Genomic DNA, 16,211 nt, shown 5'->3' on the forward strand with positions numbered 1-16,211 from the left:
GCTTAATGCTCCATTCCCGGTTGTTCCAGTCCGTAAATGCGCAGGAAAGCCTCGACTGCGCGTGCCGCTATTTGTTCGATGATGGCCGGCGTGAGTTCCGGGCAAACGTTGTGCAGGCCTGGATCGAGCACTTCGGCGTTGACCAGGGCACGCCAGTGCGCTTCTACGATGTGCGGATCGGCCTGTCGCAATTTTCCGGCCTGGATAGCCTGGGCAAAAAACCCCTGCACGATGGGGATGACGCGGCCATGACCGCATTGATAAATGTCCCGACCGACTTCCGGCTTATTGGAGGCTGCGATCAGCATGCGGCGTGTGGCGAGCATGGAGGGCGTATAAAAAGTACTGAGGGCACGCTCTGCAAAGGTTTTTAACGTGGCGGGGAGGTCGGCGGCCGGATCCAGCACAGCCAGCACCTCGGTGACTTCTTCCGGCAAGGTGTCACCCTCGAAGCCAGGATGCAGCATGGGAAACACGCTCTTGACCTGTTCGCCCGCGGCCTGCTGCATCAAGGCCATGAACAAGGTCTCCTTGGAATCGAAGTAGTTGTACAACGTGGCCTTTGAACAACCCATGCGCCCGGCAATGGCATCCATCGTGGCTTGTTCGAAGCCTTGTTCCTCGAATACTGCACGGGCGGCATCCAGGATGGCCTGACGTCGTGTTTCGCTTTTGGTGCGCATGGCAACCTCATAACTAAACTGTACGGTTTAGTTTATGTATGAATGCCTGGATCGTCAATGGTTGATCGGGTAAATAAATGTAAGGGTGAGTCAAATCCAGAATGCGGAAATGGTCGTACCATAAAGATATTGAAAACACGGGAGCAACCAATGAGAGCCATGGTGCTGGAGGCCGCGGGACAAGCATTGCGTGAAGTCGATTTACCGCGTCCGGAACCCGGTGATGACGAAGTGCTGCTGAAAATCGCCGCCTGCGGCGTGTGTCGAACGGATTTGCACGTCATTGACGGCGATTTGCCTGGCCCAACCTTGCCCCTCGTCCTGGGCCATGAAATTGTCGGGCGGGTTGTTGCGAAGGGAAAGAACGTGCAACGTTTCGCGGTTGGCCAGCGCGTCGGCGTGCCGTGGCTGGGCCGTACTTGCGGGCATTGCCGTTATTGCACTTCCGGTCGCGAAAACTTGTGCGACACGCCGCGTTTTACCGGCTACACATTGAACGGGGGATATGCGCAATTTACCGTCGCGAACCAGGATTATTGCCTCGCATTGCCTGATGAATACACCGATGCAGAAGCCGCGCCATTGCTTTGCGCCGGCTTGATCGGCTACCGCTCGCTCGTCGCCGCCGGTGAAGCGGAAAAGCTCGGCATCTACGGTTTCGGTGCTGCGGCCCACATCATTGCCCAAGTGGCGAAGGCCCAAGGGCGCGAGGTTTACGCCTTTACCAAGCCGGGTGACTTGGAAGGGCAGAGTTTCGCCCGTCAATTGGGCGCTGCCTGGGCCGGAGATTCGAATGCCGCGCCGCCGCAAGCCCTCGATGCCGCCATCTTGTTTGCGCCGGTGGGTGCATTGGTCCCGGAAGCACTACGCCACACCGCCAAAGGCGGCACCGTGGTCTGTGCCGGCATCCACATGAGCGAGATTCCGGCGTTTTCGTACGACATTTTGTGGGGCGAGCGGACGGTTAAGTCGGTCGCCAATCTCACGCGCAGTGACGGCGAGGAGTTCCTGGCATTGGCGCCCAGGCTGGGCGTTAAGACAGAGGTCGAGACATTTCGCCTCGATGACGCCAATCAAGCGGTTTCGCGCGTGAGGCAAGGAGAAGTGAAGGGCGCTGCGGTACTGGTAATGGATTGAACCCGTGATGGAATAAAAAAATCCCCGTCGCTAGGGACGGGGATCAGGAAGCCTGCTCGCTAAGCTGGCTGCTAGTGTTATCAGTTACGTCAGAAAATCAGTGTTTTTTACCGCCACCCATGTGTTTTGTGTGGGTGCCTTTTTCATGCGTTTGATGATGTCCCTTGGACTTGTCGCTTTGGCGGTCGGCGGCGCGTTCCTGGCCTTTGTCGCGATCTTCCGCGTTAGGTCCGTTGGTATTGGCTTCGCCTTGTTCGCTCATGTGTGTTTCAGACTTGCCCCCGGCGCTGCCGCCATGGCCGCCCTGCTTTGCCAGGGCCATGCCGCTTGCTGCTGCCAGCATCAGGGAGAGTGCTACTGCCAGTAACTTCCTCAACATATTCAACTCCTTGCTTTTATGGATTGAATCGCAACGCCAGCGGCGATGCGTGAGTAAATAACGCTCGAGCCCGCCTGAGGTTGACTTAAGCGCTGGCTCAGCCTACACGAATCAGCCGAACATGTAACTCGTGCGTGAGATCCTGACCAGAGTGTTCCAGGTTGACCGGTTTATCCGAAATCCAGGCGGCAATGGGAATGCCGTCGCGGTAGAGTACGCGGTTGCCTGCCAGCGCTGGGATTTTCTGGCCAGGAAAAAGCAGACCGGCGAGATTAAGCGGGTCGGCGCCGGAAAGACTGACGAGACTATTCTCGGACTTGCGTTTTCGCGTTTCGCGCAACAGCGGAATCGCCTCGGGCAGGGCAAACTGTTCACCCGTCATGCCTTGCACGAACCGGCCGCCGCGCACGTCGCCGCGGGCTTCCAGCTTGTGATACACCCGCAAGAGATCGCGCCACGGCGGCAGCCAGTCGGCCTCGCGTTCCAGCATGCGCCAGAACACCACGCCGTAGCGCCGCAGCAGTACCAGGGCGGCGTGCTCCAAGGCCTCCGTATCCATGGCTGTACGCATGTTTCCGTCCAGCGGCTCCGGGGCTGACCGCTTCAAAAGCGCCCAACGTCCGGCGTCTTCCATGCCGCCGAGAAGGGCGGTGCGGCGACGCCTAGGGTGCGAGGTGCGCTTATTGGCCGGCATGACCAAGGCGCGCAATCCGGCAAAGCTATCGGCATTGACCAGGCCTGCCGATACCAGCTCGCCAAGCGCTGTTTCCAACTCGCTGCGCAGCAAGCGGCTCTCGGCCAGAAGATCGTCGAAGAACATCGCGCCTTGGTCAGCCAAAGCCTGCTGAACCAGCTTTGCCCGATGCGAGAGTTCTGGCGGTGATTGGTGCGCTACCAGCTTGTTCCAGGTAACGGCCTCCCGGCGCGGCAGCAGCACGATAGGCGTCGCTTTTACCGTGGCGGCACCGGAAGATTTGCTCAAGCGCGTCCAGACAATTTTTCCGGCGCGGCACAGCTCATCCAGCCAATGGCCTTCGTAATCCTTGATGCGTGCCGGCAGCAGGTCGGCTTCCCAGGCGCTTGCTGCGGCTTGATAGCCTTCGAACTGATGCAATACTTCAGCTAATGCATCGCGGCCTTCCAATCGCGTTTCCGGCGAAGCGTGCTGCCAGTCGAGCAAAAAGCCCATGAAATCCTTGGGCTCGACGGGCTCGATCTCGCGCCGGAGTTGCTTGATGGTGTAGCGGTGGATGCGCGCCAGCAAATGGCGTTCGCACCATTCCTCGATGGTCGCGGCAGGCGTGAAGCGGCCGCGCATCACGTTGCCTTGGGTTTCGAGCCGCATCAGGGCTTGATCTACGAGGGAGGACGACAACCCCAGCGGCTCCGCGATTTGCGCAACGGCGAGCGGCCCGAAACCGGTCATGCGTGCGCGGATGAGTTCAGTCAGGGCGTCTTCTTCGTTCCATTCGGTGTTGTATTCCTCGGGAACGGCGAGCACAGGCGTGGTCTCCGCTGTGGGATAAATCGTCTGCAAACTACGCAAACGCTCGACCGAGACCCACAATGCCTTGTCTGGCGCGGCTTGTAGCCTGGTCGCCCGGCCGCTTTTTGCCAGCTCGCCCAGCCATTCGGCCCATCCGGGATTAGCTACGGTTTCCTCTGCCGTGATGCATCCCAGCCCGACCAGCGCTTCGTGCATTTCATCGGCACTGCGAGCTTGCGGCCAGGCTTCTTCGCGGACGCTGGCAATGGCTTCGGCGTCCAGTTGGCCCAAATCGCCTGGGGAATCGGGCTCGGAATAACGGCGGTTCATCACAGCTTGGGTACGGCGTTCCTCGATAGGCGCATCGTCCAGGTAGGCGTAGGGCTTGGCCGTGAGCACTTCGGCGGCAAGCGGAGAGGGCGCGGGGAGATCGCGGGCAATGAGGCGGATTTCCCCGTTCTGCATGCGTTTCAACAACGCCAGCCAGCCTTCGGTATCCATGGCTTCATGCAGGCAGTCGTCCACGGTTTGATTGACCAATGGATGGTCCGGCACCTCGCGTTCGCCGACGATGTTTTCCAGGCACGCCACTTGGTCGGGGAACACGGTGGCGAGCAGGTCTTCGCTGCGCATGCGCTGTATTTGCGGCGAAATCTTGCGTCCGCCGGTATAGCGCGGCAAAGCCAGCGCCGTCATCGCCGCCCAGCGCCAGCGTACGCCGAACAGCGGCGCATCCAGCAGCGCCTGGATCAGCACTTGCTCGCTGGAGGCTGGGGAGAGGTAGCGCCACACGTCATCTAAAACAAAACTATGGCTCGTCGAGAGCGAGAGAATGATGGCGTCTTCGGTGGCTGCTCCTTGCAGCTCGAAATTGAAGCTGCGGCAGAAGCGCTTGCGCAGCGCCAAGCCCCAGGCGCGGTTGATCCGGCTGCCGAAAGGCGTATGAATGACTAGCTGCGTGCCGCCGGATTCGTCGAAGAAGCGTTCCATGATGAGCGTATGCCGAGTCGGCAGGGCTCCTAGCGCGCCACGGGCACGTGAAAGATATTCCACAATCTGCCGGGCTGCCGCTTCGCTCAGGCTCAAGGTTTCCATCAAGCGTCGCGTGGCGTGCTCTACCGCATCGTTGCCACCAGCCTCATTCAGCCAGCGCTCGATATCCTCCCGCAGCCGCGCCACGGCGGTGGAAAGCTCATCGCTGCGCCCTGGCGCCTCGCCCAGCCAGAAGGGGATGTTCGGCGGCTGGCCATGGGCGTCTTCCACGCGCACCCGGCCGGCTTCCACCTTGAGGATGCGGTAAGACATATTGCCGAGCTGGAACACGTCGCCCGCGAGGCTTTCCACCGCGAAATCTTCGTTCACCGTGCCGATGTTGAGCCCCTGCGGCTCCAGGATCACGGTGTAATCGGCGTTCTCGGGAATCGTGCCGCCCGAAGTCACGGCGGTAAGCTTGGCGTTGCGGCGTCCGCGTAAAGTCTTGCTCACCACGTCGCGATGGATATAAGCGCGATGCGCCCCCTGACGGTTGCTATAACCCTCGGCCAGCATGCGCAGCACGTCGTTGAACTGCTCGCGCTTGAGATTGCGATAAGGCCAGGCGCGGCGATAGAGGTCGTACAAGGCGTCCTCGTTCCATTCCTGGCAGCCGACTTCCGCGATGATCTGCTGGGCGAGCACGTCCAGCGGCGCTTCGGGGATATGCAGCTCGTCCAGCTCGCCACGCTTCACCGCATCCAGCAAGGCCGCGCATTCGATGAGATCGTCGCGCGAAGTCGGGAACAGCCGGCCCTTGGGCATGCCACCCACCTGATGGCCGGAACGCCCTACGCGCTGCAAAAACGCCGCGATGGAGCGGGGCGAGGCAATCTGGCACACCAGATCGACGTCGCCGATATCGATGCCCAGCTCCAGCGAGGCGGTCGCGATGAGCACGCGCAAATCGCCGCGTTTGAGCTTCTGTTCGGCATCCAGCCGGTGCTCCTTGGCCATGCTGCCGTGATGCGCCGCTACCGCGGCCTCGCCCAGACGCTCGCTCAAATGCTTGGCAGCGCGTTCCGCCGTGCGCCGCGTGTTGACGAATACCAATGTCGTGCGATGCCGCTGCACCAGCTCCGCCAGCCGGTCGTAAACCTTGTCCCAGGTCTCGTTCGCCATCACCGCCTCCAGCGGCAGCGGCGGCACTTCAATCGCCAAATCCCGAGCCCGCGTATGGCCGACATCGACGATGGCGCAAGGCTGCCCATCGCCGACGAGGAAACTTGCCACGGTCTCGATAGGTTTCTGCGTCGCCGAAAGCCCGATGCGCGTCAGCTTGCGTCCGCACAAAGCCTCCAGCCGCTCCAGGCTCAGCGCCAGATGGCTCCCGCGCTTTGTGCCCGCCATGGCATGAATTTCATCCACGATCACGCTCTGCGTCGTTTGCAGCATGGCCCGGCCGGAATCGGAGCTCAGCAGGATGTAAAGCGACTCCGGCGTCGTCACCAGAATATGCGGCGGCTTCTTGCGCATCGCGATGCGTTCCTGCTCGGTGGTGTCGCCGGTGCGGACGGCAGTGCGAATATTCACCGTGGGCAGGCCAAGCTTGGTCAGTTCCTGCTCGATGCCTTCCAGCGGCAGTTGCAGGTTGATGCGGATGTCGTTGGAAAGGGCTTTGAGCGGGGAGACGTAGACCACTGTAGTGGCGTCCGGTAAAGCGCCATTATTGGCTAGGCCTTGCTGGACTAGCTTATCGATGGCGGTGAGGAAGGCGGTTAGAGTTTTGCCTGAGCCGGTGGGGGCGGCTACGAGGACGGATTTGTCGGCTCGGATTAGGGGCCAAGCTTGGGTTTGGGCTTCGGTTGCTGAAGGGAATGTGCTTGCGAACCAGTTGATGGTGGCAGGGTGAAAACCGGTCAATGCTGCGATAGTAGGATTTGCGGCCAACATACGATGATATTAGGGCAAGAAGAAATATTCTGTCATTGTTGGTCACCTGCATGGTTCGCTAACAGCAACAGCTATTAATGGCCCTTCAATTTGTCTCATTCAATGTACGCTTTCGGTCATTAGCGGTCCTCAGTAGTCATTAGCAGTGCGATTTCATTCGCTATGCAATTTTGATCGATATCGCACCTAATACATCTGCTCAAATGACACATTTCCTAATCTCTCATCCTGAATATTTTGGGATCGAAACAACATATTAGTTTTTGTCTACATCACAAAAAGCTAATATGTTGTTACAACATTACAGACAGATGGTCAGCGTTATTGCAATTATTAAGCTGATATATACAGCAGGGGGATAACACTCAATGTCTGGCTGACGATATTGAAGAGTTTATTTAACCCTTTGCCGATTCAACCATCAGGGGGCACTTTATAGATGGCAATCATCGCCGATTTTCAGGGGTATGTTTCCGAAAAGCGGCTAGCACTCATGGCCTACTTGCTGCTGACTGTCGCATATATCGCTAGCGGCAAGCTTGCGTTGATGCTGGCGCTTCCTCCTGGCTATGCCAGTCCCATTTTTCCTCCCGCCGGAATAGCGATTGCGGCTGTTTTCATCGGCGGCCGAAAGACACTTCCATGGATTTTTCTTGGGTCGCTGACGCTTAATGAGTGGGTCGGCTATACCAGCAATCACAAGATCGTACTCCAGGATGTCGAGGTAGCTTTCATCGTTGCCGTTGCTTCCATGTTGCAAGCGGCCCTGGCTGGCTGGTTTTTACGCCGAATAATTGATCAACAAGGTTCCTTAACTAATATCCGTAATAGCCTATTGTTCTTGTCGCTTACTCCGCTCATGTGCGTAACGAGTGCTACGCTTTCGGTGAGTGGTCTCTGGGCCGTAGGTGTGATCAATGCCACCGATTTCACAAGACAATGGTTGCCCTGGTGGCTGGGCGATACGTTGGGCGTAGTGGTGATGTTTCCGCTAATGCTCGCATTGCTTAACGAGCCACGAAAGTCACGTATGGGCAGTACCAACCTTATTGCCCTTCCCGTGCTGCTAGTTTTGGTTACAGGATTTCTTGCCGTCTACTTCATCCAGCAGTTTGCCGTCACAGAAACGCATAGCAAACAGCAGGATTATTTTGATTATCAGGGTCGAGAAGTAACATTACGTATCGAACAGCGACTAGATGCCTATGCACAAATTCTGCGCGGTGCTAGAGGATTGTTTGTCGCATCCCAACAGGTCGAACGCAACGAGTTCCATGATTTTGTATCGTCTCTGGATTTGGAAAGACGCTATCCAGGCATACTCGGGATTGGCTTGTCGCTAATTGTTCATCCGGATGATCTAGTTGCTCATATTTCATCTGTGCGGAAACAAGGATTCCCCGACTACACGCTATCCCCTCAGGGGCAGCGCGAGTTTTACACCTCCATTATCTACATTGAACCGTTTTCCGGTCGCAACTTGCGCGCCTTTGGCTACGACATGTTTTCTGAACCGATACGTCGCACGGCAATGGAGCAGGCACGTGACCTGGACAGATCCATCATGTCTGGCAAGGTCAAACTGGTACAAGAGACCGACAGAGAAGTCCAAAGCGGTTTTTTGATGTACCTGCCGGTGTACTTCAATGGCAGACCGCATACAACCGTATCAGAGCGCCGCTCCAATATTCTCGGTTGGGTATATGCACCCTTCCGAATGAATGACCTGATGGCCGGCATACTAGGCGAACAGGTTCACAACATCGATCTTGAGATCTATGAGGGTACGACACCGAACGCCGAAACATTGATTTACGATAGTCGTCCCGACCAAGCGCAATCTACTGCACCACTATTCCATTACACGAGCCAGATCAAGACCAGAGGGCAAATATGGACGGTCATGCTAACTTCCCAGTCAAACTTTGAAGCGACCATTGATACCAAGCGCATCACAACTATTCGAACCAGCGGTTTTCTGATTACCATTTTGCTCTCATTAGTCATGTGGCTGCTAGCAGCTGGCCGTGCTCGCGCACTCAAGTTAGCGCAGGACATGACCAGCGAGTTGCGACATAGCGAGGAGCGCCTAAAGGAAGCGCAGCGTGTTGCCCGTTTGGGTAGTTGGGAAGAAGATTTAACAACCCATCGTTTGGACTGGTCAGATGAAATGTATCGGATCTTCGAGCGCGATCCCACGTCATTTCAACCCACTTATGAAGCGGTACTGGAGGCAATTCACCCCGATGACCGTGCTCAAGTCGATAACGCCTTCAAGGAATCCGTCATTCATCATCAGCCGTGGGAAATCGAACATCGATTACTTATGACTGACAGCCGGGTCAAGTATTTACGGGCAAAAGGCGAGATTTCTTACGATAAGGAAACTCAGATGCTACGAAGTATCGGCGCTGTGCAGGATATCACCGAGCAGAGGCTGGCGCAGGAGCGTATCGAACACATGGCTCACTACGATACGCTGACCAATCTGCCAAACCGTACTCTGTTTTACGACCGCTTACGCCAGGCCATCTTCATGGCTCGCCGCAATAGGAACGGCCTAACCTTGCTGTACATGGATTTGGATGGTTTTAAGGCCGTGAATGATTCGTTGGGGCATCAAGTGGGCGACTTGTTATTGATCGGCGTCGCAGAGCGCTTGTCTGAATGCGTGCGCGAAAGCGATACCGTATCGCGTTTGGGTGGGGATGAATTCACCATCATCTTCAGCGGCATGAACAGTGAGGAGGACGCCATTGCTGAGGCAAAAAAGATTATTCAGAACATTTCCAGACCTTTTAAGTTAGATGGTAACAAAGTGACAATAGGCATCAGTATCGGTATTGCGCAATACAACGAGAAGACTAATACCGAGGAAGATTTAATTAGGCGGGCTGATGAGGCAATGTACTCAGCAAAAGCCTCGGGAAAAAATACCTATCGCATTTCATCAATGAACCAAGCGACTATTCCTAATTAGCTTTTTCATAGTCATGATACTTGAGCTTTCTTAAGTCCGAAGTTGACTGTCAGTTTTGGGTCGATAGTTGCCATCTCCAACCTGTTACAACGTACATTTCCCTAGTGGCTAATCTCAATAGGGCCTAACCCCGCACCTCTTGGCGCCATTGGAATACGCATTGGCGCCATCCGCTAGTTCAAAGAAAGCCCTTTCATCAGACAATTTCTCTGTGAAGTACGAATCAAAATTCAATTTTTTGGTATCGAATTTAATAGAGGAAATGCATGATGCTCGATATAGATAAAACCAAGCCTGTATTGGTTACGGGGGCCACCGGCTATGTGGCTGGATGGATTGTTAAGCGTCTTCTGGATGAGGGCGTCACTGTGCATGCGGCTGTGCGTGATCCTTCCGATGCCAACAAGATCAAGCACCTCAACGACCTGGCATCCAAGTCGCCGGGCTCGATTCATTTCTTCAAGGCGGATTTGCTGGATCAAGGCTCGTATGAAAATGCGATGGCCGGATGTGAAATCGTGTTTCATACCGCTTCCCCCTTTACGCTGAACATTTCCGATCCGCAAAAAGATCTTGTCGACCCGGCTGTGCTTGGGACAAGAAATGTTCTCGATGCTGTCAATAAAACCGCCTCGGTAAAACGCGTGGTTTTGACGAGCAGTTGCGCAGCCATCTATGGCGATACGGCGGACCGTGAAAATATCCCCAATGGGGTGTTTACGGAAGAACACTGGAATACGACATCCTCATTGCATCATCAGCCTTATTCGTTTTCCAAAACCGCAGCCGAGAAAGCTGCATGGGAGATTGCAAATAGTCAGTCTCGATGGAGTTTGGTGGTGATCAATCCCAGCTTTGTGATTGGTCCCGGGACGATTCCGCATGTAGCATCGGAAAGCTTCAACCTGGTTCGTCAGTTGGGGAATGGGCGGCTGAAGGCCGGTCTTCCGGATATTGGGGTGGGGGCTATCGACGTGCGCGATTTGGCCGAAGCCCAGCTTCGCGCGGCCTATTTGCCTAACGCCAACGGGCGAAACATTATTTCAGGACACAACACATCGCTTTTAGGTCTTGCCCAGGCCCTTTTACCTCAATATAGTCAGTATCCAGTCCCGCGAAGGGCGCTTCCTAAATGGCTGATATGGTTGGTGGGACCGTTGGCAGACAAAACCACTACTTGGAAATTCGTGTCGCGAAACGTAGGCTATCCATGGGTTGGAGACAATGGAAAAAGCATTCGTGAACTTGGCATGAGCTATCGGCCATTACAAGTCTCCATGCAGGAAATGTTTCAACAATTGATCGATCATGGTCAGCTTCCCGAACCTAAGGCTTGCTGCCCAAAGAAAGCTTAACCATTGAAACGCGTGACTCAATTTACGGTACAGCCTGGCTGGCGGCTGCTGATCTGCGATATTGGCGTTAATCCTGATGACGTATTGCGATTGGCGGGGCTTCCTTCGGACTTGTTCTCGCGCAAGGATGCCACCGTCAGCACAGCGCAGTATTTCCAGTTATGGCATGCCCTTGAGCAAGTGGATGGAACTCAAATGCTTCCTCTCAAGATTGGGAAGGCGATCTCGGTCGAGGCATTTGATCCTGCGATTTTTGCCAGTTTATGCAGCCCGAACCTGAATATCGCACTCCAGCGTTTATCCTCTTTCAAGAAACTCATCGGTCCGATGACGCTGATCGTCGATGTGGGGGCAGAACGCACATCCATCACATTGGAGTGCTATGGGGATGATGGGCTTATGCCGCGAAACCTGGCGGTTACGGAGCTTGTCTTCATCACGCAGCTCGTGAGATTGGGCACTCGTTATCGGATGATCCCCAAGGAGATAGTCCTGCCGGAATTGCCCGATCAGCTTGAAGCCTATGTTGACTATTTTGGGGTTGCTCCCAAACGGGGAAAGCTCACTAGGGTCTCTTTTTCCAAACAGGATGGCGTCCGGCCTTTCCTGACGGCCAATGAATCAATGTGGGAGTTTTTTGAAGGAAGCCTGCGCAAGAGGCTATCGACGCTTGATTCGACGGCCAGGATGAGCGATCGCGTTAAGGCAGTGCTTTTGGAAGGATTGCCTGCCGGACAGTATTCAATTGATTTTGTTGCGAAGCAATTAGCCGTAAGTACCCGTACCTTGCAACGGCAATTGAGCGAAGAATCGACCAGTTTTACGGATGTTCTCAATGCCACGAGACAGCAACTGGCCATGCATTACCTGCGTAAACCGGCCATGGCGCAAGGCGAGATCGCCTATTTGCTTGGGTTCCAGGACGTCAACTCCTTCAATAGAGCATTTAAGGATTGGACGGGGACGACCCCAGGCAGCTATCGCCATAAAACCGAAATGCAATTGGTCAGTTAACTGAATTGGATTTGAATGAAGTTAACAAAGTATTCGGGAAGTGTAGCTCAGACCTTATGCTGGCTCACAAGCCGAACCTACTGACACGGCATTCTCAGTCTTTTAGTAGGGCTGGACTTCTCTCTCTAAAATATTCTGAAAATTCTATTCTCCGCCTTGCCAATGAGCGCTAAGACGTCTCAATGCGCCTCCAACCCCTGACGTCCCCCCACCTTTAGGATTATCATCGAACGATTCGATTGAGGATTTTTATCATGCGTCGCAAGCTGGTTGTCGGGAATTGGAAAATGCATGGCAGCATCGCCACCAACAAGGTGCTGCTGGAAGGTGTCATCAAAGGGGTTGGGCAGGCCAGGGATGCGGATTATGTGGTCTGCGTGCCGTACCCCTATCTTTGCCAGGCCCAGCACATGCTGGAAGGCACGAATATCGCCTGGGGGGCACAGAACTTATGCGCTCGAGGCGATGGGGCGGTGACGGGAGCGGTCTCGCCGACGATGCTGACCGATTGGGGCTGCACCTACGTCATCATCGGGCACTCCGAGCGGCGCATGCAGTTCCACGAGACCGACGATACGGCCGCGGCGCGTTTCCATGCGGCGCAAGAAGCCGGTATGACGCCTATCCTTTGCATGGGCGAAACGCGCGAGGAGCGGGATTCGGACTGGACGGAGTTCATTGTCGGGCGCCAGTTGGATTCCATCTTGCGGCGCTACGGGCCGGGCGTGTTGAAGAATTCCATCCTGGCTTATGAGCCGCTTTGGGCGGTGGGGACGGGGCATCCGGCGACGCCCGAACAGGCGCAGGAAGTCCATGCCTTTATCCGCGCCCGCATTGCCCGGTGCGATGCCGAAATTGCGGCCAAGGTGCGCATCCTATACGGCGGCAGCGTCAAGCCGGAAAACGCCGCGCAGTTGTTCCGCATGCCGGATATCGACGGCGGGTTGATCGGCGGGGCTTCGCTCACGGCAGAGAGTTTCGTGCCGATCTGCCTGGCGGCGAACGCGCTCGATGCGGCGACCATGCATTGGGCGGCGGCGCTTTAAGCGGGTGGGGATTTGGTGGAAAACGTCACGCAACTCACGTCCGTCGCCCATGTGATTCAACTGGCCGTTGCGCCGGTGTTTCTGCTGACGGGCGTCGGCTCCATCCTGGCCGTATTGTCGAACCGGCTGGCACGCATCGTGGACCGCTACCGGGCGCTCAACAATGCGTCGGAAGCCGTGCGCCAGGCGCACGATGTGGAAATGTCGGTGCTGATGCGGCGTTCGAAGTGGGTGAACCGTGCGATTACGCTGTGCACCTGCTCGGCGCTGTTGATTTGTATCGTCATTGCGGCCTTGTTCGTCGGCGCGCAAATGAGCGTCGATCCTTCCAACGCGGTGTCATTGCTGTTTATCTCGGCCATGGTGGCGCTGATTTCCGGCCTGCTGTGCTTTTTGCGCGAGATTTTCCTCGCCACCGGCAGCATTATCGTACAGAGCCGTCGCTAGGCTTTTCTAGGGAAGCAGCGTCTTTAGATCCAAGCCGTCGGCCATCGCCTGGCTGCCTGCGTCATTAGGATGCAGATGGTCGCCTACATCATAGGTCGGCAGCAGTTTTCCCGGATGTGCCGGATCGCGCAGCAGAGCATCGAAATCTGCCACGGCATCGAGCTCGCCGCTCGTGCGTATCCACTGGTTGAGCGCCTGCCGAACCTTTTCTTTCTCCGCCGAGTAATAAACCGCACCTTCAAAGGGCAGCAAGGTGCCGCCAATAACACGAACACCGTGGATATGCGCCCGAGCAATCAATTGACGGTAGGCCGCAATGAGCGCTTCCGCTTTGGGTATTTCCGCCCCTTTGTCGATGCTGCCCGCCCAACCGATATCGTTGATGCCCAGCAGCACGATTACGCTGGCGATGCCCGGCTGGCTTAACACGTCATCATCGAAACGGGCGAGGGCGTTGGTGCCCATGCGGTCTTTCAGCAAGCGGGCGCCGGAAATGCCGGCGTTAATCACGGCGACGGGTTTGTTGGCGAAACGCTGCGCGAGCAAATCCGGCCAGCGGCGATTGGCGTCCTGCGTGGTGGCATTGCCGTCGGTAATGGAGTCACCTAGGGTTGCGATGACACGCGTTTCCGACCTGGTCTCGACCAACAATTCGCTGACGAACACCCGCGATTTGCTGCGGCCGGACCAGACGGCGATTTCATTGCCGCTGACGTTGCCGGGAGCGATATAGGCCGTCTGCAGACCATCCCAATGGAAGGTGGTGAGCGGTGTTAAGTCCGGCAGGTAGATGGAGACGGCCAGATTGGAGAATGGCTGGGCCTCCAGTTCGACCGGGTCACTGACGACAGGTGCACCGGGCGGAATATCTATCGAGGCATTACCGCCGAACGTGAGTTTTCTATCCGAACCGGCAACGAGGTTGCCCGCACCCTGGCTGAGCCCGAGATGAGCTTCGCCCAGATGCAGCGGCGTCTTCCCAAAACGATTTGAAATCACCACGCGCCAACGCTTACCGCCGAGACTGACACGGGCGATTTGCCGCACGGTGCTGTTGTTGAGGGATTCGGGAATGCGAACGGGAGTGGGATAGCTGTTATCCCAAACCGGCTGCGGACTGGCGGTCCAGGTAGCGGCCCAGCGGGCGGGAGACTCTTCGGCGCAGGCGAGGGTAACGCAGGCGAGCAGCGCGGCAGCGATCAGGGAAAGCCACCGCGCCGGCATCGCTTTAGTCACGCTGCAATCCCAGGATTGAAAGCGTGCGTTGTCGTACTCGATGCAGCAAATCGGCGTTCTCGACGAGCGATTGCCCGTAAGACGGCACCAGGGCCTGCATCTTGTCGCGCCAGGCCGCTTCGTCGAAACGCTTGCCGAAGCAACGCTTCAGCACATCGATCATGGCTGGGACCGAGGTGGATGCGCCTGGAGATGCGCCAAGCAGCGCAGCCAGCGAGCCGTCCGCTGCGGCTACGATTTCGGTACCGAATTCGAGCTTGCCCCATTTTTCGCCGCATTGCTTGATGATCTGCACGCGCTTGCCGGCAAAGGCCAGGGTCCAGTCTTCTTCTCGCGCATCGGGGTAGAAATTGCGCAGCGCGGCGACACGTTCGGCATGCGACTGGAATACTTCGCCGATCAGGTAGCGGGTGAGGTCCATGTTGTGAAAACCCGCGCCCAACATCGATTTAAGATTGTTGGGCTTGATGGAAGAAATCAGGTCCAGGTACGAACCACGCTTCTGGAACTTGGTAGTAAAGCCTGCGAATGGGCCGAACAGAAGCGCGGGTTTGCCGTCGATGATGCGTGTATCCAGATGCGGCACCGACATCGGCGGCGCGCCCAGCGGTGCTTTGCCGTAGACCTTGGCATGGTGCTGGCTGACGACTTCAGGCCGGTTGCATACCAGCCATTGCCCGCTGACGGGGAAACCGCCGTAGCCGCGGCTTTCTGCGATGCCGGATTTTTGCAGCAAGGGCAGGGCGCCGCCACCCGCACCGAGGAAGACGAAGCCGGCCTCGACCACCGTATCCTTGCCGTTTTGATGATCCCGCAGTCGCACGCGCCATTTGCCGTTTTTAAGACGATCCAGCGACGCGACTTCATGTTTGAGCCGTAGTTCGAAATTGGAATGCTGTTGGAGCGCAGAAACTAAATGACGGGTCAGCGCGCCGAAATCGACATCGGAACCGTAAGCGACGCGCGTGGCAGCCAGGGCCTGCGCCGAGTCGCGCTGCTGCATGGCGAGCGGCATCCATTCGGCAAGCTGGCCGCGATCCTCGCTGTATTGCATGTCGGCGAACAAATGATGGGCGCTTAGCTTGGCGTGGCGTTCGCGTAAAAACGCCACGTCATTTTCGCCCCACACCAAGCTAAGGTGCGGCGCCGGATTGATGAATTTGGTGGGCTCCGGCAGCACCCGTTTCTCTACTAGTCCGGACCAGAGTTGCAGCGAGGTTTCGAAAGCCGCATTGATGGCCAGCGCGCGGTTGATAGCAACGGAGCCATCTGCAGCTTGCGGAGTGTAGTTAAGCTCGCAATAGCCGGCGTGGCCGGTGCCTGCGTTGTTCCAGCCATCTGAGCTTTCTGCGGCAACGCGGTCCAGGCGCTCGGCCATGAGGATGGAAAGGCTGGGGTCGACTTGTGCCAGCATCGTGCCCAGCGTGGCGCTCATGACGCCGCCGCCTACGAGCAGCACATCTACTTGTTGTTCGGGCATTGAAAAATCGATTCGTTAAAGTTTGGATCGGAAATTGGATCGA

At 56.6% G+C, this 16,211-nt stretch carries 11 protein-coding genes; 6 read left to right on the forward strand and 5 right to left on the reverse strand.

Annotated features, from left to right (window positions below):
• Nucleotides 1–2: 2 nt before the first annotated feature.
• Complete coding sequence (locus NMK_RS03170) at nucleotides 3–683, reverse strand: TetR/AcrR family transcriptional regulator (RefSeq protein WP_109014304.1); 681 nt, start codon at nucleotides 681–683, stop codon at nucleotides 3–5.
• A 150-nt stretch (nucleotides 684–833) separates the two neighbouring features.
• Between NMK_RS03170 and NMK_RS03175 the strand changes: the two genes are divergently transcribed.
• On the forward strand, nucleotides 834–1,820 hold the full coding sequence (locus NMK_RS03175) for a zinc-dependent alcohol dehydrogenase family protein (RefSeq protein WP_109014305.1): 987 nt from the start codon (nucleotides 834–836) through the stop codon (nucleotides 1,818–1,820).
• A gap of 97 nt (nucleotides 1,821–1,917) precedes the next feature.
• Here the strand turns inward: NMK_RS03175 and NMK_RS03180 are convergent, their stop codons facing one another.
• Nucleotides 1,918–2,199, reverse strand: coding sequence for a hypothetical protein (locus tag NMK_RS03180; protein ID WP_181376151.1), 282 nt, complete (start codon nucleotides 2,197–2,199; stop codon nucleotides 1,918–1,920).
• A 97-nt stretch (nucleotides 2,200–2,296) separates the two neighbouring features.
• Complete coding sequence (locus tag NMK_RS03185; RefSeq protein ID WP_109014306.1) at nucleotides 2,297–6,610, reverse strand: DEAD/DEAH box helicase; 4,314 nt, start codon at nucleotides 6,608–6,610, stop codon at nucleotides 2,297–2,299.
• A 439-nt stretch (nucleotides 6,611–7,049) separates the two neighbouring features.
• Between NMK_RS03185 and NMK_RS03190 the strand changes: the two genes are divergently transcribed.
• The 5 genes from NMK_RS03190 to NMK_RS03210 all read left to right on the forward strand — a co-directional run bounded on the left by NMK_RS03190 (nucleotide 7,050) and on the right by NMK_RS03210 (nucleotide 13,452).
• Complete coding sequence (locus NMK_RS03190; protein WP_109014307.1) at nucleotides 7,050–9,590, forward strand: CHASE domain-containing protein; 2,541 nt, start codon at nucleotides 7,050–7,052, stop codon at nucleotides 9,588–9,590.
• Nucleotides 9,591–9,856: 266 nt separating this feature from the next.
• Nucleotides 9,857–10,945 carry an NAD-dependent epimerase/dehydratase family protein gene (locus NMK_RS03195; RefSeq protein WP_227871333.1) on the forward strand — a complete coding sequence of 363 codons (1,089 nt, stop codon included), beginning with the start codon at nucleotides 9,857–9,859 and terminating at the stop codon, nucleotides 10,943–10,945.
• Nucleotides 10,946–10,957: 12 nt separating this feature from the next.
• Nucleotides 10,958–11,959 (forward strand): AraC family transcriptional regulator, encoded by a 1,002-nt coding sequence (locus NMK_RS03200; protein WP_227871349.1) that lies wholly within the window; start codon nucleotides 10,958–10,960, stop codon nucleotides 11,957–11,959.
• Nucleotides 11,960–12,213: 254 nt separating this feature from the next.
• Entirely contained in the window at nucleotides 12,214–13,005 is a 792-nt protein-coding gene (gene tpiA / locus NMK_RS03205) for a triose-phosphate isomerase (RefSeq protein ID WP_109014309.1), read from the forward strand.
• A gap of 15 nt (nucleotides 13,006–13,020) precedes the next feature.
• Nucleotides 13,021–13,452 (forward strand): DUF2721 domain-containing protein, encoded by a 432-nt coding sequence (locus NMK_RS03210; protein ID WP_109014397.1) that lies wholly within the window; start codon nucleotides 13,021–13,023, stop codon nucleotides 13,450–13,452.
• A gap of 6 nt (nucleotides 13,453–13,458) precedes the next feature.
• Here the strand turns inward: NMK_RS03210 and NMK_RS03215 are convergent, their stop codons facing one another.
• Nucleotides 13,459–14,688 (reverse strand): SGNH/GDSL hydrolase family protein, encoded by a 1,230-nt coding sequence (locus NMK_RS03215; protein WP_227871334.1) that lies wholly within the window; start codon nucleotides 14,686–14,688, stop codon nucleotides 13,459–13,461.
• Nucleotides 14,681–16,168 (reverse strand): malate dehydrogenase (quinone), encoded by a 1,488-nt coding sequence (gene mqo / locus NMK_RS03220; RefSeq protein WP_109014311.1) that lies wholly within the window; start codon nucleotides 16,166–16,168, stop codon nucleotides 14,681–14,683. The genes NMK_RS03215 and mqo overlap by 8 nt, the downstream gene beginning before the upstream one ends.
• Nucleotides 16,169–16,211: the final 43 nt, after the last annotated feature.

This window comes from Novimethylophilus kurashikiensis (assembly GCF_003112435.1).
Taxonomy (GTDB): Bacteria; Pseudomonadota; Gammaproteobacteria; order Burkholderiales; family Methylophilaceae; genus Novimethylophilus; species Novimethylophilus kurashikiensis.